The sequence below is a fragment of the Pseudomonas abietaniphila genome (assembly GCF_039697315.1).
Taxonomy (GTDB): domain Bacteria; phylum Pseudomonadota; class Gammaproteobacteria; order Pseudomonadales; family Pseudomonadaceae; genus Aquipseudomonas; species Aquipseudomonas abietaniphila_B.
Genome location: NZ_CP155619.1, coordinates 4,213,177 through 4,234,632, shown reverse-complemented (window position 1 = coordinate 4,234,632; position 21,456 = coordinate 4,213,177). Strand labels below are relative to the sequence as shown.

At 58.6% G+C, this 21,456-nt stretch carries 14 protein-coding genes; 7 read left to right on the top strand and 7 right to left on the bottom strand.

What is annotated here, in order from left to right:
* Positions 1 to 16: 16 nt before the first annotated feature.
* From garD to ABDX87_RS18645, 7 genes are all read right to left on the bottom strand, one after another.
* Complete coding sequence (gene garD, locus ABDX87_RS18675) at positions 17 to 1,570, bottom strand: galactarate dehydratase (RefSeq protein ID WP_346829214.1); 1,554 nt, start codon at positions 1,568 to 1,570, stop codon at positions 17 to 19.
* Between the two features lie 11 nt (positions 1,571 to 1,581).
* A complete protein-coding gene (locus ABDX87_RS18670; RefSeq protein WP_346829213.1) occupies positions 1,582 to 2,955 on the bottom strand; it encodes an MFS transporter in 1,374 nt (457 codons plus the stop codon).
* A 267-nt stretch (positions 2,956 to 3,222) separates the two neighbouring features.
* A complete protein-coding gene (gene kdgD / locus ABDX87_RS18665; RefSeq protein ID WP_346829212.1) occupies positions 3,223 to 4,134 on the bottom strand; it encodes a 5-dehydro-4-deoxyglucarate dehydratase in 912 nt (303 codons plus the stop codon).
* Positions 4,135 to 4,493: 359 nt separating this feature from the next.
* Positions 4,494 to 5,243 carry a FadR/GntR family transcriptional regulator gene (locus ABDX87_RS18660; protein ID WP_346833560.1) on the bottom strand — a complete coding sequence of 250 codons (750 nt, stop codon included), beginning with the start codon at positions 5,241 to 5,243 and terminating at the stop codon, positions 4,494 to 4,496.
* Positions 5,244 to 5,373: 130 nt separating this feature from the next.
* Positions 5,374 to 7,110 (bottom strand): ABC transporter ATP-binding protein/permease, encoded by a 1,737-nt coding sequence (locus ABDX87_RS18655; protein ID WP_346829211.1) that lies wholly within the window; start codon positions 7,108 to 7,110, stop codon positions 5,374 to 5,376.
* A gap of 98 nt (positions 7,111 to 7,208) precedes the next feature.
* The gene (locus ABDX87_RS18650) at positions 7,209 to 7,769 is read right to left on the bottom strand and encodes a response regulator transcription factor (RefSeq protein ID WP_074756039.1); all 561 of its coding nucleotides are present in this window, start codon (positions 7,767 to 7,769) and stop codon (positions 7,209 to 7,211) included.
* Complete coding sequence (locus tag ABDX87_RS18645; RefSeq protein WP_346829210.1) at positions 7,766 to 9,025, bottom strand: ATP-binding protein; 1,260 nt, start codon at positions 9,023 to 9,025, stop codon at positions 7,766 to 7,768. Before ABDX87_RS18645 ends, ABDX87_RS18650 begins: the two co-directional genes overlap by 4 nt.
* A gap of 384 nt (positions 9,026 to 9,409) precedes the next feature.
* Between ABDX87_RS18645 and ABDX87_RS18640 the strand changes: the two genes are divergently transcribed.
* From ABDX87_RS18640 to ABDX87_RS18610, 7 genes are all read left to right on the top strand, one after another.
* The gene (locus tag ABDX87_RS18640) at positions 9,410 to 10,126 is read left to right on the top strand and encodes an SIMPL domain-containing protein (RefSeq protein WP_346829208.1); all 717 of its coding nucleotides are present in this window, start codon (positions 9,410 to 9,412) and stop codon (positions 10,124 to 10,126) included.
* Between the two features lie 254 nt (positions 10,127 to 10,380).
* Entirely contained in the window at positions 10,381 to 12,603 is a 2,223-nt protein-coding gene (locus ABDX87_RS18635) for an HET-C-related protein (RefSeq protein WP_346829207.1), read from the top strand.
* A 104-nt stretch (positions 12,604 to 12,707) separates the two neighbouring features.
* Positions 12,708 to 14,306, top strand: coding sequence for an ABC transporter substrate-binding protein (locus tag ABDX87_RS18630; protein ID WP_346829206.1), 1,599 nt, complete (start codon positions 12,708 to 12,710; stop codon positions 14,304 to 14,306).
* Between the two features lie 286 nt (positions 14,307 to 14,592).
* A complete protein-coding gene (locus ABDX87_RS18625; RefSeq protein WP_346829205.1) occupies positions 14,593 to 16,221 on the top strand; it encodes an ABC transporter substrate-binding protein in 1,629 nt (542 codons plus the stop codon).
* 341 nt (positions 16,222 to 16,562) lie between these two features.
* Positions 16,563 to 18,176, top strand: a complete 1,614-nt coding sequence (locus ABDX87_RS18620) for an ABC transporter substrate-binding protein (RefSeq protein WP_346829204.1) — start codon at positions 16,563 to 16,565, stop codon at positions 18,174 to 18,176.
* Positions 18,177 to 18,331: 155 nt separating this feature from the next.
* Complete coding sequence (locus ABDX87_RS18615; RefSeq protein WP_346829203.1) at positions 18,332 to 19,714, top strand: OprD family porin; 1,383 nt, start codon at positions 18,332 to 18,334, stop codon at positions 19,712 to 19,714.
* Positions 19,715 to 19,816: 102 nt separating this feature from the next.
* On the top strand, positions 19,817 to 21,424 hold the full coding sequence (locus tag ABDX87_RS18610; RefSeq protein ID WP_346829202.1) for an ABC transporter substrate-binding protein: 1,608 nt from the start codon (positions 19,817 to 19,819) through the stop codon (positions 21,422 to 21,424).
* Positions 21,425 to 21,456 lie beyond the last annotated feature (32 nt).

Below are 21,456 nucleotides of genomic sequence, written 5' to 3'. Positions count from 1 at the left end.
TTATATCGGCGCCTGCTTACGTAATCGGCGCCGGGTTGAACAGGGTAATGTCGTTGTGCAAACGGTAATGCTCGGTCCAGGTCTTCTTCTTGCCGCTGGCGACATCGAGATAGAAATGGAACAGCTCCCAACCCAGCTCTTCGATGCTGGCGCGACCCGTTGCGATACGGCCGGCATCGATGTCGATCAGGTCCGGCCAGCGCTGGGCCAGCTCGGTACGGGTCGAGACCTTCACCACCGGTGACATCGCCAGACCGTAAGGCGTGCCGCGACCGGTGGTGAACACGTGCAGGTTCATACCGGCCGCCAGTTGCAGCGTGCCACAGACAAAATCACTGGCCGGTGTCGCGCAGAAGATCAGCCCTTTGCGGGTGACGCGCTCGCCAGGGCCAAGGACCCCGTTGATCGCGCTGTTGCCGGATTTGACGATGGACCCGAGGGACTTCTCGACGATGTTCGACAACCCGCCCTTCTTGTTGCCCGGCGTGGTGTTGGCGCTGCGGTCCGCTTCGCCTTTGGCCAGGTAACGGTCGTACCAGTCCATCTCGCGCACCAGTTCTTCTGCCACTTCAGTCGTTTCGGCGCGGGAGGTGAGCAGGTAGATCGCATCACGGACTTCGGTCACTTCCGAGAACATTACCGTAGCGCCTGCGCGCAGCAGCAAGTCCGAGGCGTAACCCAGGGCCGGGTTGGCGGTAATGCCGGAAAACGCATCGCTGCCGCCGCACTGCATGCCCAGAATCAGCTCGGACGCCGGCACAGTTTCGCGGCGACGCTGATCGAGCTTCTTCAGGCGCACCTCGGCCAACTCCATGATCTGCTCGATCATTTCGTTGAAGCCGTGTTTGGAATCCTGCAGGCGATACATCCATTCATCGCTCAGATCGACCGAAGGGTCGTTCTGGTGCATCACCTGATCGGCCTGCAGTTTTTCGCAGCCCAGACCAATGACCAGTGCCTCGCCACCCAAGTTCGGGTTGCGCGCCAGGTTACGCACGGTACGGATCGGGATGTAAGCGTCCTTGGCCGTGATCGCCACGCCACAGCCGTAGGTGTGAGTGATGGCAACCACGTCATCGACGTTCGGGTACTTGGGCAGCAGCTCCTCACGGATGCGCTTGACCGCAAAATCCAGCACACCCGTGACGCATTGAACCGTGGTGGTGATGCCCAGAATGTTGCGCGTGCCGACGGTGCCGTCGGCGTTGCGGTAACCCTCGAACGTAAAGCCTTCCAGCGGCTCGCCCTTGCCCGGCACTTCCGTGGACAGCGGCAAGCTGTCCAGCGGCGGCGCGCTCGGCATGCGTAACTGATCTTCCTTGACCCAACTGCCACGGGGAATCGCTTGCAGGGCATAACCAATGGTCTGCCCGTAACGAATCACCGCCCCACCCTCGGGGATGTCCACGGTGTTGACCTTGTGGCTCTGTGGCACGTTATCGATGGTCACCAGACCGTTGTCGAATTCTGTCCCCGCCGGTACGCCCTGGTCATTGACCACGACGACGACGTTATCGCGCTCATGCAAGCGGATGTAACGCGGCGAGTCGGCATGTTGGATCAAGTTCATCACGGTTTTCCTCAGATTTTCGCTTCAGAAAGCTTGCCGGCTTCGCTGGCCGGCAAATCACCCTGCGTTGGGGTGTCTTTCAATTCCACACGTTTGATCTCGCCCACGATAAACACGTAGCTGATCACGGCCACCAGTGCGTTGGCACCGACGAACACCAGCGCCCATTTGAACGAGCCGGTGGAGCTGATGATGTAACCGATGACGATCGGGGTAGTGATCGACGCGATGTTACCGAACATGTTGAACAGACCGCCGCTCAAGCCAGCGATTTGTTTCGGCGAAGCGTCGGACATGACCGCCCAGCCCAGTGCGCCCACGCCCTTGCCGAAGAAGGCCAGCGCCATGAAGCCCACCACGACCCATTCGATGTCGACGTAGTTGCAGGTCACGATGGAGGTCGACAGCAGCAGACCGCCGATGATAGGCGCCTTGCGGGCGAACGTCAGCGACTTGCCGCGACGCAGCAGATAGTCGGAAATGATGCCACCGAGTACGCCACCGATGAAACCGCAGATCGCGGGCAGCGAGGCGATGAAGCCGGCCTTCAGGATCGTCATGCCGCGTTCCTGCACCAGGTACACCGGGAACCAGGTCAGGAAGAAGTAGGTGATGCCGTTGATGCAGTACTGCGCCAAATAGATGCCCAGCATCATGCGGTTGGTCAGCAGCTGCTTCACGTAGTCCCATTTCGGGCCGCCGCTCTTGCCTTTGCCCTTGTCGCTATCCATATCGACCATGCCGCCGTTGTTGGCGATGTGATCGAGTTCTGCCTTGTTGATGCTCGGGTGGTTGCGCGGGCTGTGGATAACTTTCAGCCAGATCAGCGAGAACACGATGCCGATGCCGCCCATGACCACGAACACATGCTGCCAGCCGAACGTGAAGACGATCCAGCCCATAATCGGGGCGAACAGAACGGTGGCGAAGTATTGCGCCGAGTTGAAGATCGCCGAGGCCGTGCCTCGCTCGGAAGTCGGGAACCAGGCCGCGACGATGCGCGCGTTGCCAGGGAAGGAAGGCGCTTCAGCCAGACCGACGAGGAAGCGCAGCATGAACAACGCAACGATGGCGGTGGAGAGACCGAATTCACCGACATAGCCTTGCAGCACGGTGAACAGCGACCAGGTGAAGATGCTCAGTGCGTAGACCTTCTTCGAACCGAAGCGATCAAGCAGCCAGCCGCCGGGAATCTGACCGGCCACATAGGCCCAGCCAAAGGCGGAAAAGATATAACCCAGGGTGACGGCGTCGATGCCGAGGCTTTTTTGCAGACTGGAGCCAGCGATGGCGATGGTTGCACGGTCGGCGTAGTTGATCGTGGTCACCAGAAACAGCATGAGCAGGATCAAATAGCGGACGTGAGTCGGCTTGGTTTTTTGCATGTTCGAAAACTCCCACTAATTATTTTTTTGCGCGGGTTAAACGATCTTTTATGTGTGTGCTGCTCGCCTCTGCCCCTAAATCCAGATGCGATTGAAGCGGGTCCTGCCGGTATTGCCTGTAACGCCTAGGGCACACTCACGCGCGGGCAACCTTGCCAGCACGAACGTCTTGAAACGGAAAATACGCGGTCGCAGCGGCCTTCGAAAAACGACGTCCCGACGGCAAAAAACCGCTGATCGCTCAGCGGTTTTGCGACAGGTCAGCGATTACTGCTGGCCTTGCTTGTCCATCAGTGCAGCCAGCATTTCGAACTCTTCTTTGGTCAGGTCGGTCAGTGGAGCGCGGACCGGACCTGCGTCGTAACCGGCGATTTTCGCGCCTGCTTTGACGATGCTCACCGCGTAACCGGCTTTGCGGTTACGGATGTCCAGGTAAGGCAGGAAGAAGTCGTCGATCAGCTTGCCAACCGTGGCGTGGTCGTCTTTGGCGATCGCGTGGTAGAAGTCCATCGCCAGCTTCGGTACGAAGTTGAACACGGCCGAGGAGTAGACCGGCACGCCCAGTGCCTTGTAAGCAGCGGCGTAGACTTCAGCGGTCGGCAGACCACCCAGGTAAGAGAAACGGTCGCCCATGCGACGGCGGATGGAAACCATCAGCTCGATGTCGCCCAGGCCGTCTTTGTAACCGATCAGGTTCGGGCAACGCTCAGCCAGTTGCTCCAGCAGCGCAGGCGTCAGGCGGCAGACGTTACGGTTGTAGACGACAACGCCGATCTTGACCGACTTGCACACTTCTTCAACGTGACGGGCAACGCCGTCCTGGCTGGCTTCAGTCAGGTAGTGAGGCAGCAGCAGCAGGCCTTTGGCACCCAGACGCTCGGCTTCTTGAGCCATCGCGATGGCTTGACGGGTAGGACCACCCACGCCCGCCAGGATGGGCACCGACTTCTCGCAGGTGTCGACGGCAGTCTTGATGATTTCGGAGTATTCGTCGCTGGTCAGGGAGAAGAACTCACCTGTACCGCCAGCGGCGAACAGTGCGGAGGCGCCGTAAGGGGCCAGCCACTCCAGACGTTTGATGTAACCAGCGCGGTGGAAATCGCCCTGGGCATTGAAATCGGTAACCGGGAAGGACAGCAGACCGTGGGAAAGGATGGACTTCAGTTCTTGTGGATTCATTATTCGAACACCCTGGGAAGCTAATTGTATGAATGGATCACCAGACCTGCGCTGATGTCGTAAGTCATCGTACAACTAGGAATGAGATCACTCAATAGGGGTGTGGAATTATTTATCGGGCGAGGGATGAGCGGTGACCAATGAGTGGCCCAGCAGAGGGTCTCACTCGCGATGAAACGCGTTCGCCCGGCAAACACTCAACCTGTGGGAGTGAGCTTGCTCACGAAAGGGCCGGCACAACCGCAACGATCCAGGGGCTGGAATGCCGCCTTCGTGAGCAAGCTCACTCCCACAGGGGCATTCATTTGTCATCAGATCGGAGCACCTTGGCGAGCGCCCTCAGATCAGGTCATACGACATCAAGCCCGCTGCGACTCTGCCTCTTCATGGGCGTGACGCAACCGCTCGCGGCTGTTTGTCAGGTGCAGGCGCATCGCAGCGCGTGCGGCATCGGAATCCTGCCGGGCGATGGCGTCGTAGATTTCTTCGTGCTCGCGGCTCAGACGGCTCATGTAATGCTGATGATCGTCGTGCGCCAGCCGCGCGGAATTCAACCGGGTACGAGGAATGATGCTGGTGCCCAGGTGATTCATGATGTCGGTGAAATAGCGGTTGCCGGTGGACAGCGCAATTGCCATGTGGAACTGGAAATCCGCGCCGACCGCATCGCTGGCATGGGAGGCGCTTTCATTCAGTGCATCGAGGGCCGCGCGCATATCGGCCAGTTGCTCGGTGGATCTGCGCTGGGCGGCCAGACCGGCAGACTCGACTTCAAGGCTGATGCGCAGTTCGAGAATCGCCAGGACATCGCGCAAGGTGACGATTGTCGCCGGATCGATGCGGAAGCCGCTCGGGCTCGGAGTGTCCAGCACGAAGGTGCCGATGCCGTGACGGGTTTCCACCAGACCCGACGCCTGCAGGCGTGAAATGGCTTCGCGCACGACCGTGCGGCTGACGCCCTGCTCTTCCATGATCGCGGATTCGGTGGGCAATTTATCGCCGCGCTTCAGCGCTCCGCTGCGAATGCGCTCGGAGAGTTCAGTGACGAGTTCCTGCGCGAGGCTGCGGTGCTTTCTACGTGCGCGAGGCGGAGCACTCTGATTTTCCATATCCAACATGCATCTCTAAATACGCTGATGGGCTAATAATAGCTCACCGGGTTGTACGATCACATAACAAACCCGGCGAGTATGTAGGTTTTTGCGGCACTTTGGCGCCGTCGGCATCAAATGAGCGCGGTTACACCACCGCTTCCGGATGAGGCTGCTCCTCAAGCTGACCCCCTTCGATGCGCAAGTGACGACGATGGAAGCGTTTGAGACTGCTGCGGTGACCGATGCTGAGCAGGGTCACGCCCGGCAACTCGTCAAGCAGCGCCTGATACAGCGCCGCTTCGTCCTCTTCGTCCATGGCCGAGGTGGCTTCGTCGAGGTAGAGCCAGTCTGGCGCATACAACAAGGCCCGGGCGAAGGCCACCCGCTGCTGCTCACCGGGTGAGAGCATGCGCTGCCAATGATTGCTTTCGTCCAGGCGCGGCACCAGGTGACTCAGGCGGCAGGTTTCCAGCACTTGAGCGAACCGCTCGGCCGGGTAAACCTCGGGTGCCTGTGGATAACTGAGTGCTTCGCGCAGCGTGCCGATGGGCAGATAAGGCTTTTGCGGCAAGAAGAACGCACGCTTGGCCGGCAGCCGAACCGCGCCGTGCCCCTCGTTCCACAAGCCGCCCATCGCCCGCAGCAACGTGCTTTTGCCGCTGCCGGAACGACCGCTGAGCATGACTTTGTCGCCCGCCGCGATGTCGACATTGGCGTTGTTCAGCAATTGACGCCCGCCCACCAGCGACAGCCCCAGACCTTGCAGGTGCAGCGCATTGCTTTCGTGGGTGACATTAATGGCCGGGACGCGCGCTTCATTTTCGTCCATGGCCTGACGAAAACTCAGGAGACGATCACAGGTGGCGCGCCATGACGCCAACTGGGTGTACGCGTCGATGAACCAGCTGAAGTTCTCCTGCACGTTGCCGAACGCCGAGTTGATCTGCATCAGCTCGCCCAGTTCGATCTTGCCGGCAAAGTAGCGAGGCGCGGCGACCACGAAGGCGAAGACGATCGCGATCTGCGAGTAGCCCGCAGTGAAGAACGTCAGACGCTTCTGCACCTTCATGATGGTCCAGAAGTTACTCCAGACCATGCCGAAGCGTGTGCTCAGCCGCTGATTTTCATTCGCCTCGCCCTCGGAAAGGGCAATGCTTTCGGCATTCTCACGCACCCGCACCAGCGCAAAACGCATGTCCGCTTCGTAGCGCTGTTGCTGGTTGCTCAGCACGATCAGGCGTCTACCGATCAGATGGGTGAGCCAACTGCCGACCGCAGCGTAAAGCAGCGCGGCCCAGAACATGTAGCCGGGAATGGTGATCCCGAATAGTTCGATGCTGCCGGACACGCCCCACAGGATCACCGAGAACGACACCAGGCTGACGACCGTACGCAGCAACCCGAGGCTCAGGCTCAGCGTGTCGGAGGTGAAGTTGTTGAGGTCTTCCGACAGACGCTGGTCAGGGTTATCGGTGTAACCGCCCTGCTCCAGCCGGTAATAGTTCTTGTGAGCAAGCCATTTGGTGAAATGCTTTTCGGTGAGCCAGCGACGCCAGCGAATCGTCAGCATCTGCGTGAGATAAAGCCGGTACACCGCTCCCAGAATGGCGATGGCAGCGATGCCGCAGAAATACAGGATCAGGTGAGTGAAGGCGCCCAGGTCTTTGTTCTGCAGGGCATTGTAAAAATCCCGGTACCAGCTGTTGACCAGCACGGAAATGAACACGCTGAACAGCGACAGTGCAATCACGGCGATGAGCAGAACCCAGGCCATGCCTTTTTCTTCACTGCGCCAGTAAGGCGTGACCAACTTCCAGACCCGGGAAAAAAAGCTCCCGTTCACAGCGTCATTGACCCTGGATTCATCAATATCAACATTCATGGTGATGGCTCGGCGGCAGGCATTTAAGGGCGTTGGCACCAATGTGCCAGACGCCACACGCGGTCTTCCATGAAGAAATCTTTAGGTGGCGTCCTGGCTTAACGGCGGACCGGTCGCTTTTGCAATTTGCGCTGAAGCGTTCTTCGATGCATCCCCAGCGCCCGTGCGGTCGCGGAAATGTTGCCCTCGTGTTCGGTCAGGACGCGCTGAATGTGTTCCCACTGCAGACGGTCCACCGACATCGGGTTTTCCGGCACCAGGGTATCCAGATCGGCGTGCTCGGACAGCAGCGCTGCCAGTACGTCGTCGGCGTCGGCCGGTTTGCACAGGTAGTTGCAGGCGCCGCGCTTGATCGCCTCGACAGCGGTGGCGATGCTCGAATAACCGGTCAGTATCAGGACACGCATTTCCGGGTCCAGTTCCAGCAGCTTGGGCAACAGCACCAGCCCCGAGTCGCCTTCCATCTTGAGGTCGACCGTGGCGTAGTCCGGAATGTCCTGCTGGGCCAGCGTCAGGCCCTCTTCGGCAGAACTGGCGGTGCTGACGCGAAAGCCACGGCGGGCCATTGCGCGCGCCATCACGCGAGTAAAGGTGGCGTCGTCGTCCACCAGCAACAGGTGCGGCAGTTCTTCGCCTTCGACCTGGATTTCGTCAGTCATGCTTCATCTCCTGTTGCGTTCCGGGGCAGGCGCAGCTCGGTGAGCGTGCCGCCTTCCTCGTGAGGATAGAGTTTCACCGAGCCGCCCGCGCGCGTCACGCTGGCCTTGCTCAAAAAAAGGCCCAGACCGAAGCCTTTGCCCTTGGTGGTAAAAAACGGTTTGCCGATCTGTTCGGCCACGGCCAGCGGCACACCTGCGCCGTGGTCGCGAATCGTGATGCTGATCTCCGCAGCGCTCCAGTCCAGGTTCACTTCCAGACCTTCGGCGCATGCGTCGGCGGCGTTGTTCAGCAAGTTCAGCAGGGCCTGCGTCAGATCGGGCGGTGGCGCGACCATCGGTACATCGCCCTGCCCCAGACGCTGAAAACGGTAGCTGGCTTCAGGGCGCATCAGGTGCCAGCGATTGAGTGCCTGATCGAGCCAATGCGTGACGGTTTGTTCCTGCACGGCCAACCGGCGATTGGCCTCGGCCGCGCGCACCAGCTGTTGCAGGGTTTCCTTGCACAGTTTGACCTGATCCTGCAGCACCGACAGGTCTTCCTGCAACGCAGGGTCCTTGTGGTCCTGCTGCATCTCCTTTAGCAGCACGCTCATGGTCGCCAATGGCGTACCCAGCTCGTGCGCGGCGCCGGCGGCTTCGGTGGCCACGGCCAACAGCTGTTGATCGCGGGCGCCCTCTTCCCGACGCAACGCGCGCATCTGCTCCTGACGGCGTAATTCTTCAGCCATCCGTGCAGCGAAGAAGGTAATGACGCCGGCAGCCAATGCGAAGCTCAGCCACATGCCGTAGATCTGCATCTTCTCGCGGGCGATGGCGAAGGCTTCGACCGGGTAGAAATTGGCCAGCATCAAGGTGTACAGCGCCAGCGCGATCCCGGACAGGATCAGAGAATAGCGCCACGGTAGGGTCACGGCGGCGATGGTCAGCGGCACCAGATAATAGGAAACGAACGGGTTGGTCGAACCACCGGAGAAATACAGCAGCGCGCTGTGGATAAACAGGTCGAACGCCAGCTGCACGGCGTACTCAAGCTCGGTCACCGGCCATGAGGTGCGCAGGCGGATAGCCGTCAGAAGGCAGACGATGGCGGAAAATCCGAGGGTGATGTCCAGCTGCAACCAAGGCAGGTGCAACAGATCGAACAGATAGGCGAACCCGACCGAGCCGGCTTGGGCGGCCAGCACCAGAATGCGGATAAAGGTCAGCCGCCAGAGGTTCTGGCGAGTGGCGGACAGCAATTGTACGGGGGCGAGCATGAGCTCTCCTGATGAGCGCTCCAGGCGAATCGGAGCGAGTATAACCAAAGCGACAGCGCTTTCCTTCGAAGTGCGTCAAAGCGCCACAGTTATCAGCGACACTCAGCATGCAGGTATCCCCTGTGAACACGCCGGCTTGCTGGCGAGCGCGGCGGGTTGGTGATGACGATGGTGAATGGCAGCCCACGCTCGTCCGAAGTGCGGCCCAGACCCTCATAACCTCGGACGGCTCCTACAGGTACCGGATACGCCCGAGAACCTGCGGCAGCCATCGAACGGTGGAAGCCTGTCCGGAACAAGATCCCCGGATGACAGTCTCATGGGCATCCGTTTGACGAGCGATCTTCAATTCGCCGCAAACGGTTCGCCAAACAAGGAGTTTCTATGTTCAGCCTTCGTCCCACCGCGACACTTTTCGCTCTCGGCGCCGCCGCTCTGGCCAGCGTGCCCGCTATGGCCGATGACGTTCATTACAACCAGGTTTCAGTGCGCGCCGAGGTCAATCAGGAAGTCCAGCGCGACCTGATGACAGTCACCGTGTACACCGAATCGCAGAACGCTGACCCCGCCAAACTGGCCGCGGGTATCACAGAGACGCTGAACAAGGCCCTGGGTGAGGCGCGCAAGGTCAAGGAAGTGACCATTCGCCAAGGCAGCCGCAACAGTTACCCGATTTATGACGACAAGGGTCAGAAGATCACCGGCTGGCGCGAACGTGCCGAACTGCGACTGGAAAGCCCTGATTTCGCCGCACTGTCCAAACTGACCGGCGAACTGCTGGCCAGCGACATGAAAATGGGTGGTATGGACTTCTCCATCTCCAACCCGGCGCGCAAAGCCAGCGAAGACGCGTTGCTCAAGGACGCGGTGACCGCGTTCAAGGCGCGCGCGCAACTGGTCACCGAGGCCCTTGGCGGCAGCGCGTACAAACTGGTCAACCTGAACCTCAACACGTCAGGTTATCCACAGCCTTACCTGCGTGCGCCGGTCATGATGATGAAAGCCGAACGGGCAGACGCTGCGCCAACGCCTGAAGTCGAAGCCGGCACCAGCCAGGTCAGTGTCACGGCTGACGGCGTCATCGAAGTCACCCTGCCTTGACGCAAAACGGCGGCAGCCAAGGGTTGCCGCCGTTTCCTCCCCGCTCCGCTCCCGTTTTCCCTCTCCCGGTCGCAGCCTCCTCACAGTCCTGAATCCTCGGCCTACACCGCCCGGCGAGTCTGCTGATTTTCCCCGCCTCCCGAATCCATAGAATCAACGGCTCACCCCAAACGCTTACGCACACAAGCCACGCCGGTGATGAACGTCTGGCATCGGTCTGTGTGCTCTTTTTACTTCAAGGATGAAGATTTCAAATGGACAAAATAGTGTTCTACCGCCCGCAAACCCCGGCGGCCGGCGAATATTTCAAAAGCACGTTCGCGCTGGATTACCTTACCAACATCGCCAGGCTCAAGGATGAAGATGAATTCGACGCCCTGATGCGCCCGGTGTTCGGCAACGACATCCCAAGGCATACCTACGCGGCACTGAGAAACGCATTGCTGGCGGGCTTCATTCATCCGCCTCATATCGAGCCCGTCCAGGGCGGTCCGGTCATGGCCGACTACGACAACCGTGATCGCATCATTCGCATCAACTCCGGGATCATGGAAGCCATCATGTTCGCTCCGGACCCAGAGGCGGACCGAGACGTGTACCTGCTGGTGATCCTGCTGCACGAGTTCGGTCACCATATCGACAATGTTCTGCGCCAGGATCTGTGCGACAAGGATGAACACGGAATGCCCACCCTTGCACCTGACGCACCGCGTGAGGAAGGAGGCCGCTTCGCATTGAGCATGCTGGAAGTCTTCAAGCCCGAAGATCGACCGCAGATGGACGATTGGCTGTTCCATCCCGACAAGCCCGACGAACTGCTGCTGGGCTTCTACTCCGACCTGCTTTACAACGCCCGTCCTGAACCGCTCGGCGTCAGCTGGCAAAAAGCCCTGGCGCTGGGCGCGGACATCCATGGCCGCCCCTATCAGGAGATCAAGCTCGACAATCCCGATCGTGAAGCCTTCGAAGCAGGTCACGGTCACAACGACCACATGACGCACCGGCAGATCGAAAAAGCCCTGGAGGCCGCCGGGTTCAACTCGGAGGAGCGGGATAAAATCTACTTCGGCAACTGGCTGCGTGACTATTCACAGCTGCTGGACCCCAAGCTGGTTCGTGCGGCCAGCATGCCGAAAAACTTTCCCGATGTGCTCTCGCGTGAGGCGCTTACCCGTATCGTCGACGTGCTGTCGATAAAACCCTTCGGCCACTTGCGCAAAGCAGCGCCGGAGCACTTCAGGGTCACGCCGGAAATACTCGGCGTCTACCGCCCCTCGGAGCACATCGACAACCCGAAATCCAGCGGTTCGGCCACTTCGGACCCCAGACTGCGCGACCCCGACTTCGAGCCGTTGGTGCTCCCCGGCGATCCGCTGCTGGAGGTGGATTACGACACGTCGATGAAACGCTACCTGGCGCGCTCTGAACGTTTCATGGCGTCCGAACTGCACACGGCGATGAAGGCTGGTCCGACGCCCAAAGGCATGCGCGCATTCGGCTCGGCGCTTCATGTGCTTGAAGACTTCTTCGCGCACTCCAACTTTGTCGAGTTGAGCCTGATCAAGAATGGCTACACCCAGGTGGTGCCCTGGACGTCACCGGCAAACTGCAAAGCTGGCCTGCCACTGGTGACCGGCATGTTCGGCCCCACCGATGTGATTGCCAGCCTCGCGGAACCGCTGGGTGAGGTGCTGTTCGGCCTGGACACAGTCGCCTATCAACCCCTCAGGCCGGGAGAGCGCAGCGAGCGAGAGCAGATTCTGTTGATTCTGCTTGAAGAACATAAAAACCCGCGTTACCTGGAAATCTACCAGGCGTTCCTCTCAGAACGTGATGCCTGGGTCGGTCTCCCCATGGTCGAATACCTGCAACGATGTGCGCACTACCTGAAGGGTGCCAATGCCGTCGTCGGCAACGCGGTCGGCATCATCCAGCACGACATGCTCAAGCTGCTGGGCAACCACGTCGATGACTGGCAAACCCGTTATGGCGAAGACCCGAATACCAACGGCTCCACCGATCCCACTCATTCGCAGTTGGCCAAGGATCATGCCGATCACCCTCTCCACCTTCTGGCGGCATTGCTGGCGGGCAACGCGGTACGCAGCGTGGGTTTCGCCATGAACCGGTACTGGCACGGCGATCACGGGACTGATCCGTCAGCGGTTGCGTCTAGCTACTTCCGACATCCGCTGGACAGTGACTGGCAGGACCCGGTCGTCTCAGGCTGGGCCGCGGACAATAAGCATGAAATCCACAGAGCCGAGTCCAAGACCGAGCTGGCCACCATCAGCCAGCGCATGGCGCAAACCGCAGACAACGTAAAAGAACAGCTGAGAAAGGACAGCGTGGCTTACCTTGACTTCCTTCGGGGCGAGATGCTGGACAGCAATTCGCCGATCTGGCAAATGCAAAACTTCAAGCCCGGAGGCGCCACTGCACGCATGATCATGAAGATGCTGGGCCTGCTCCGCTGATGGCCCGCATGACCTTGTAAGCCGATACAACCGTGCGGCATTCTCCGCTGTCTATCATCCGTCGATGAATTCAGGCGCGAATGCCGCATTTGTATGAGGTTCACATGGAAAAAACCTTCAAGCCACTGCTGCTGGCCGCCGCCATGGCGCTTTGCGTGCCATCCGTCCAGGCTGCCAGCACCCTGGTCTATTGCTCCGAAGCCAGCCCGGCCGGCTTCGATCCCAGTCAGTACACCAGCGGGACCGAGTTCGACGCGTCGGCGGAAACTGTCTTCAACCGGCTGACGCAGTTCAAGCGCGGAGGCACCGAAGTCGAGCCAGGTCTGGCAACGCAATGGGAAGTGTCCGATGACGGACTGACCTACACCTTCCACTTGCGTGAAAACGTGAAATTCCACACCACCGATTACTTCACGCCGACGCGCACCTTCAATGCCGACGACGTGCTGTTCACCTTCAATCGCCTGCTCAATGCTGACAATCCTTTCCGCAAGGCGTATCCGTCCGAGTCGCCCTACTTCACCGACATGGGCATGAACACGACGATCAAACAGGTCGAAAAAGTTGACGATCAAACCGTCCGGTTTCACCTGAACAACATCGATGCGGCGTTCATTCAGAATCTGGCCATGAGTTTCGCGTCCATTCAGTCGGCGGAATATGCCGCCCAATTGCTCAAGGAAGGCAAGGCTGGCGACATCAATCAGAAGCCGATCGGCACGGGACCGTTCGTGTTCAAGCGCTATCAGAAGGACGCGCAGATCCGGTATACCGGCAATAAGGACTACTGGAAGCCGGAAGACGTGAAGCTCGACAACCTGATCTTTTCGATCAACACGGACGCCGCCACCCGCTTGCAGAAGCTCAAGACCGGCGAATGCCAGGTCAGCGGCTATCCGCGTCCACAGGACATTGAAGAAGCGCAGAAGGACCCGAACCTCAAGGTGCTCAGCCAAGCTGGCTTCAACCTGGGCTTCCTGGCCTACAACGTGACCCATCCGCCGCTTGACCAGCTCAAGGTCCGCCAGGCGCTGGACATGGCCATCGACAAGCCCGCCATCATCAAGGCGGTTTACCAGGGCGCGGGACAACTGGCGCAGAACGCATTGCCGCCCGCGCAATGGAGCTATGACCCCAACATCAAGGACGCGCCTCACGATCCGGAGAAAGCTCGGCAGTTGCTCAAGGAAGCAGGCGTCGCACCCGGTACGCAAATCAATCTGTGGGCGATGACCGTGCAGCGCGCCTCCAACCCGAACGCACGGATGTCGGCGCAGATGATTCAGTCCGACTGGGCAAAGATCGGCATCAAGGCGAACATCGTCAGCTACGAATGGGGCGAGTACATCAAGCGGGCCAAGGCTGGCGAACACGACGTGATGATCTATGGTTGGACAGGTGACAACGGCGACCCGGACAACTGGCTCGGCGTGCTCTACAGCTGTGCAGCGGTCAACGGCAGCAACTACGCCAAATGGTGCAACACCGGTTACGACAAGCTGGTGACCCAGGCCAAGCTGACCAGCGATCGCAACGAGCGGATCAAGCTGTATCAGCAGGCGCAGAACATTCTGAAAAACGACGTGCCGATCACTCCGATCGCCAACTCGAAAGTCTTTCAGCCCATGCGCAAGGAGGTGCAGGACTTCAAGCTCAGCCCGTTCGGCCTGACGCCCTTCTACGGGGTAAGCCTGGCCAGATAGCACCACAGAAAACCAACAGTGAAGTAACACTTGTGGCTCAAGCGGGTGCATTCGCCACGTTGCGACGCACCCCAATAGTGCAACAAAGATGTCGATATGCGACACGCAAACGTTCAACAGCGTCAGAAATTATAGTTTTGCGACATTCGTGTACGTTCGTGCCACTCTTTGACACTCGATTGGCGCCAGTATCTTGCTTTGGGTATGGCGCCTGCATAAGTATCCGCGGGGTCGGCTCAAAAAGCCCGTACCCCTCAATCAAAAAATGACAACAACTGAGGCCACCATGCTCAAAAAAGCGGTCATTCCGTTTCTTATCGGCGCAGGTTTGATCGCCAGCGCTCCCTTCGCTCAAGCAGCATCGAACCTGGTGTTCTGCTCCGAAGGCAGCCCCGCTGGTTTCGACCCAGGTCAATACACCACCGGTACCGACTTCGATGCTTCGGCCGAGACCGTCTTCAACCGCTTGAGCCAGTTCGAACGTGGCGGCACCGCCGTTATTCCAGGCCTGGCCACCAGCTGGGACGTTTCCCCGGACGGCCTGACCTACACCTTCCACTTGCGTGAAGGCGTCAAGTTCCACACCACGCCGTACTTCAAACCGACCCGTACCTTCAATGCCGATGACGTGCTGTTCACGTTCAACCGCATGATCAACAAGGACGATCCGTTCCGTAAGGCGTACCCGACCGAATTCCCGTACTTCACCGACATGGCGATGGACACCAACATCACCAAGATCGAGAAGATTGACGACCACACCGTCAAAATGACCCTGGCCACCGTTGACGCTGCGTTCATTCAGAACCTGGCGATGAGCTTCGCGTCCATTCAGTCCGCTGAATACGCCGCCCAGCTGCTCAAGGAAGGCAAGGCCGAAGACATCAACCAGAAGCCAATCGGCACTGGTCCGTTCGTGTTCAAGAGCTACCAGAAAGACTCCAACATCCGTTTCACCGGAAACAAGGACTACTGGAAGCCTGAAGACGTCAAAGTCGACAACCTGATTTTCGCCATCACCACCGACGCTTCGGTCCGCGCACAGAAGCTGAAGAAAGGCGAATGCCAGATCACCGCTTACCCACGTCCTGCGGACCTCGCTCCGCTGAAGGCTGACCCGGCGCTGAAGATGCCTGATCAGGCGGGCTTCAACCTGGGCTACATCGCCTACAACGTGATGCCGACCATCAAGGGCGAGACCAAGCCAAACCCGCTGGCCAAGCTGGAAGTTCGCCAGGCGCTGGACATGGCTGTCGACAAAAAAGCCATCATCGACGCGGTGTATCAGGGTGCAGGTCAGCTGGCCGTCAACGCCATGCCGCCGACTCAGTGGTCCTATGACACCACCATCAAGGACGCTCCGTACGACGTCGCCAAGGCCAAAGAGCTGCTGAAAAAAGCAGGCGTGGCTGAAGGCACCGAAATCACCCTGTGGGCGATGCCGGTTCAGCGTCCGTACAACCCGAACGCCAAGCTGATGGCTGAAATGCTCCAGAACGACTGGAAGAAGATCGGCATCAACGCCAAGATCGTTTCCTATGAGTGGGGCGAATACATCAAGCGCGCCAAAGCGGGCGAAAACGGCGCGATGCTGATTGGCTGGAGCGGCGACAACGGTGACCCGGACAACTGGCTGGGCACGCTGTTCGGTTGCGACGCCGTCAACGGCAACAACTTCGCCAAGTGGTGCGACAAGCCTTTCGACACCTTGATCCACCAGGCCAAGGAAACCACCGACCAGGCCAAGCGCACCGAGCTGTACAAACAGGCTCAGCACTTGCTCAAGGACGCAGTCCCTATGACCCCGATTGCGCACTCGACTGTTTATCAGCCGATGCGTAAGGAAGTTCAGGACTTCAAGATCAGCCCATTCGGTCTGAACTCGTTCTACGGTGTGAGCGTCAGCGGTAAGTAATACCTCTATATGACTTCACGGTCGCGTTACCTTCGGGTAATGCGACCGTGTCGTTATGCGCGCGATTCATAATGAAATTGAATATCGTTAGATGAGTAATGTGTTGCGCAAAGAATTTGCCTACTAACGATATGCATTTTTCCTACAAACATTGAAGCACTCGGAACTATTTACTGTGCGGCTCGACGGACATACCTTCTCGAGTTCCCGCACCTGATATGTGTCGTTTATCGGTCGGTCGGGTTCTCCCGTAGCCGTTGAAACTCCATTTGCGCAAACGATTGCCTAGGAGTTTCCCCCGCTATTGCTGGTTATTCACGTTCCAGACGATAAGGATTGTCATGAGAAAGAATATTGTTGTGTCGTCATTATTAATGACCGGGTTAGCTGCTGGGCTATTAGCCACTACTACGGTTACACAGGCCGCGACCAAGAGTCTGGTGTTTTGCTCTGAAGGCAGTCCCGCAGGCTTCGACATCGGTCAATACACCTCGGGCACCGATAACGACGCGGCCGAGCCGATCTACAACCGGTTGGCCGAGTTCGAGCGCGGCCAGACCAGCGTCGTGCCTGCGTTGGCGACGAGCTGGGACATCTCCGCTGACGGCTTGAGCTATACGTTTCACCTGCGTGAGGGCGTGAAATTCCACAGCAACAAGACGTTCACGCCGACCCGCGACTTCAACGCCGACGATGTGCTGTTCACATTCAATCGCATGCTGCACAAGGATCATCCGTTTCGCGTTGCCTACCCGACCGAGTTTCCGTACTTCACCAGCATGGGTCTGGACAAGAATATAAAGTCGGTTGAAAAAACCGGCCCCATGACCGTTGTGTTTTCGTTGAACAAAGTGGATGCGGCATTCATCCAGAATATAGCGATGAACTTCGCGTCTATTCTTTCCGCTGAGTATGCTGACAAACTGATGGCATCGGGCAATGTTCGCGATATAAACCAATCGCCGATTGGTACCGGACCTTTTATCTTTCAGCGTTATCAGAAAGATTCGCAAATTCGTTATGTCGCCAACAAACAGTTCTGGGACCCGAGCAGGGTTAAAATTGACCAGCTGATCTTTGCCATCAATACCGATGCCTCGGTTCGCATCCAGAAACTCAAAAAGAACGAATGCCAGGTCACCCTCAATCCTCGTCCCGCCGACATTGAGTCGATCAAGGCCGACAAACACTTGAAGGTGATCGAGAAGCCCGGCTTCAACCTCGGTTACATCGCCTACAACGTGCGTCACGCGCCGTTGGACAATCTTCAGGTTCGACAGGCGCTGGACATGGCCGTCGACAAGAAAGCCATCATCGATGCGGTGTACCAGGGCGCGGGTCAATTGGCGCAGAACGCCATGCCGCCGACCCAATGGTCGTTCGACGACACCGTCAAGGACGCGCCATACAACCCCGAGAAAGCCAGGGAGTTGCTGCGTGCGGCGGGCGTCAAGGAAGGCACCGAACTGACCCTGTGGGCAATGCCCGTCCAACGCCCCTATAACCCCAACGCCAAACTGATGGCGCAAATGCTTCAGGCCGACTGGGCCAAGGTCGGCATCAAGGCCACCATCGTCAGTTACGAATGGGGCGAGTACCTCAAGCGCAGCAAGAACGGCGAGCACGATATCTCGCTGATCGGCTGGACCGGTGACAACGGTGACCCGGACAACTGGATGGGCACGCTTTACAGCTGCGCGTCGATTGGTGGCAACAACTACTCGATGTGGTGCGACGAGAAATACGACGCCTTGATCAAATCAGCCGTCTCCACTGCCGACAAAGATCAGCGCATCAGCCTTTACCAGCAGGCCCAGCATTACCTTAAAAGCCAGGTTCCGATCACACCGATCGCCCACTCGACGGTGATTCAGCCGCTGCGAGCCAACGTGAAAGGCTTTCTGGTCAGCCCGTTCAATCGCAACAACTTCTCAGGCGTGAGCATCGCCGATTAATCGTTAACCCATGCCAGAGGCGCGTCGCGTCTTTGGCAGCGCTTTATCCGCGATCCGCGGAATCGAGCAAAAAAGGCCCACAAGGCCGCACCACCAAAGCCGGCTAACCCATAAAAGCCGGCCTCTATAAAAGCAGTAATCGGGAGCTTCAAAACGTGAAAAAAGCCAGCACCGCTGTATTCGCCTTGTCCCTGATCGCAGTAAGCGTCGCGGCCCAGGCAGAGCCAACCAGTCAGGAATTCGTTCCGACCACACTGGCCACCTCCAACGCCCAGAGCGAAGCCAAAGGCTTCCTCGAAGACTCGAAGATCACCGGTTCGACCAAGAACTGGTACGCCAACGAACTGCTGCGTCGCGGCGGCAATTTCAGCCGTAGCGAGAACGGCGTCGTGGTCGATCGCGATCCACGCCGTATCAACTGGGTGCAAGGCACCATTGTCGACTACAGCTCGGGCTTCACTCAGGGCACTGTGGGCTTCGCTACTGAACTGGCGGTCTACAACGCCGTCGCGCTGGACCGTGACAAAGACGACCTGATGGGCGGCGCCAACCGCACGCTCACCAAAAACAACGGTGATGCGGTCGGCCAGTGGAGCAAACTGGGCTTGGGCAACATCAAGGCACGCATCTCCAACACCACGCTGACCGCTGGCCGTCAGTCGCTGAACACACCGGTGCTGGCTTACATCGGCAACCGTGCACTGCCGTCGAGCTTCGAAGGCGTGAGCATCCTGAGCGAAGAGTTCAACAACCTGTCGTTCACCGCCGGCAGCTTCGACCGCGTTTCTCCGCGCTCTGAGCAGAGCCTGACCAAGTTCCGTTCTGAGTACACTGCAAACCCGAACATCGAAGCGGATCGCGTCGATATCGCCGGCGTGGACTACAAGCCGTTCAAGAGCCTGACCACCAGCCTCTATGCCTCTAACGTCGAAGACTTCTGGCACCAGTACTACTTCGCGTTCACCCATGAAATGGGCGACACCGACGTCCTGGGTCTGAGCACCAACCTGAACTACTACAAGACCAAAGATTCCGGTCAGGCCAAAATGGGCAAGATCGACAACGACACGTACAGCTTGTCGTTGACCGCTACCCACAAGGCGCACAGCTTCAGCATTGCGTATCAGGAAGTCGAGGGTGACACCTACTTCGACTACGTCCACGACAGCAACGCCATCTTCCTGGCCAACTCCCTGCTGTCTGACTTCAACGGACCGAACGAGAAGTCGGTTCAACTGAGCTACCTGCTGAACATGGCTGACTACGGCGTCCCTGGCCTGAAATTCAACATCTATCAGGCGCGCGGCTTCGACATCGACGGTACGCACTACAAAGGCACCGCTTATGACGTATCGAGAATGGACGGCGAAACCCATTACGAATACGGCATTGGTTCCTCGTACACCCTGCAGTCCGGCCCGCTGAAGGCCTCGACCGTTCGTGCGACCTACACCACGCACCGCGCGAGCGCAGAACAGGCTGACGGCAACATCAACGAGTTCCGTCTGGTCACCACCATCCCGTTCAACATCCTGTAATCACAAAAACCGGTGAGTGTTCCGGGCCGTGGGTTCGCAGAGAACTTAATGGCCCGAAACACCCACTCATTATCGGGTTCATCACTTGCAGAGGGCGTTTACTTGAAATCGACATTCAAACTCGCAACATTGCGTAACGCGGTCGCACTGGCACTGTTCAGCGTCGCGGTCGGCGTTTCGGCCAAACCTCTGGTGGTCTGCACCGAAGCCAGCCCGGAAGGGTTCGACACGGCGCTGTACACCACCGCCGTCACTGCCGACGCGGCGGCGGAAACCATTTTCAACCGTCTGGTGGACTTCAAGCCCGGCACTACTGACATCCAGCCGGCTCTGGCAGAGTCCTGGGAGATCAGTGAAGACGGCCTGACTTACACGTTCCACCTGCACAAAGGCGTCAAGTTCCACACCACCGAATACTTCAAGCCGACGCGCGACATGAACGCCGACGACGTGGTCTGGAGCTTCCAGCGTCAACTGGACCCGAACCACCCATGGCACAAGCAATCGACCGTCGGCTACCCGTACTTTGAAAGCATGGGCTTCAAAGAGCTGCTCAAAGGCGTCGAAAAGGTTGACGACAACACCGTCAAGTTCACCCTGACCCGTCGCGAAGCGCCGTTCCTGGCCGACGTCGCCATGGCCTTCGCCTCGATCTACTCGGCCGAATACGCCGACCAGTTGCTCAAGGCCAACAAGACCGATGAGCTGAACAGCCACCCGGTCGGCACCGGACCTTTCGTTTTCCAGCGTTACGCCAAGGACGCTCAGGTGCGCTTCAAAGCCAACCCGGATTATTTCCGTGGCAAGCCACCGGCTGACGCACTGATTCTGGCCATCGCCACTGACAGCAACGTGCGCCTGCAGAAACTCAAGGCCAACGAGTGCCAGATCGCGCTGTATCCAAAGCCTGATGACATTCCGAACATCAAAAAAGACCCTGCCCTCAAGATCGACGAACTGCAGGCGATGACCACCGCCTATGTCGCGATGAACACCACGCACAAATACATGAGCGATGTGCGGGTGCGTAAAGCCATCGATATCGCGTTCGACAAGCAAGCCTACGTTAACGCGCTGTTCGGCCCGGGCAATGCCAGCGTTGCGGTCAACCCGTACCCGCCTACCCTGCTGGGCTACAACAATCAGCTGAAAAACCCGGCCCATGACCTGGACAAGGCACGCGCCTTGCTCAAGGAAGCAGGCGTACCAGAAGGCACCGTGCTGACCCTGTTCACTCGCAACGGCGGCGGCGCAACCAACCCGAACCCCACCATGGGGGCACAAATGATGCAGGCCGATTTGGCGAAAGTCGGCATTAAGTTAGATATTCGCGTCATGGAATGGGGCGAAATGCTCAAACGGGCGAAAAACGGCGAACACGACATGGTGTCGGCGGGCTGGGCAGGCGACAATGGCGACCCTGATAACTTCCTGACCCCGAACCTGAGTTGCGAGGCCGCCAAAAACGGCGAAAACTACGCGCGCTGGTGCAATCAGAAGTTCCAGACGCTGATCGATCAGGCTCGGGAAAAAACCGACCCGGCCGAACGTGCTGCGCTCTATGAGCAGGCACAGGCGATCTTCAATCAGGATCTGCCATGGATCAGCATGGCGCACACCAAGATGTTCACTGCAATGCGCAAGAACGTAGAGGGCTATTACATTAGCCCGCTCACCACTAATAACTTCGCTACCACCCAAGTGAAGTAGAAGAAGAATCCGGCGGGCCCGCAACAACGGGC

Bases quoted from the DNA above. Each gene is read 5' to 3' on its own strand.
- garD (WP_346829214.1), bottom strand. From the start codon at position 1,570: ATGAACTTGATCCAACATGCCGACTCGCCGCGTTACATCCGCTTGCAT.
- ABDX87_RS18670 (WP_346829213.1), bottom strand. From the start codon at position 2,955: ATGCAAAAAACCAAGCCGACTCACGTCCGCTATTTGATCCTGCTCATG.
- kdgD (WP_346829212.1), bottom strand. From the start codon at position 4,134: ATGAATCCACAAGAACTGAAGTCCATCCTTTCCCACGGTCTGCTGTCC.
- ABDX87_RS18660 (WP_346833560.1), bottom strand. From the start codon at position 5,243: ATGGAAAATCAGAGTGCTCCGCCTCGCGCACGTAGAAAGCACCGCAGC.
- ABDX87_RS18655 (WP_346829211.1), bottom strand. From the start codon at position 7,110: ATGAATGTTGATATTGATGAATCCAGGGTCAATGACGCTGTGAACGGG.
- ABDX87_RS18650 (WP_074756039.1), bottom strand. From the start codon at position 7,769: ATGACTGACGAAATCCAGGTCGAAGGCGAAGAACTGCCGCACCTGTTG.
- ABDX87_RS18645 (WP_346829210.1), bottom strand. From the start codon at position 9,025: ATGCTCGCCCCCGTACAATTGCTGTCCGCCACTCGCCAGAACCTCTGG.
- ABDX87_RS18640 (WP_346829208.1), top strand. From the start codon at position 9,410: ATGTTCAGCCTTCGTCCCACCGCGACACTTTTCGCTCTCGGCGCCGCC.
- ABDX87_RS18635 (WP_346829207.1), top strand. From the start codon at position 10,381: ATGGACAAAATAGTGTTCTACCGCCCGCAAACCCCGGCGGCCGGCGAA.
- ABDX87_RS18630 (WP_346829206.1), top strand. From the start codon at position 12,708: ATGGAAAAAACCTTCAAGCCACTGCTGCTGGCCGCCGCCATGGCGCTT.
- ABDX87_RS18625 (WP_346829205.1), top strand. From the start codon at position 14,593: ATGCTCAAAAAAGCGGTCATTCCGTTTCTTATCGGCGCAGGTTTGATC.
- ABDX87_RS18620 (WP_346829204.1), top strand. From the start codon at position 16,563: ATGAGAAAGAATATTGTTGTGTCGTCATTATTAATGACCGGGTTAGCT.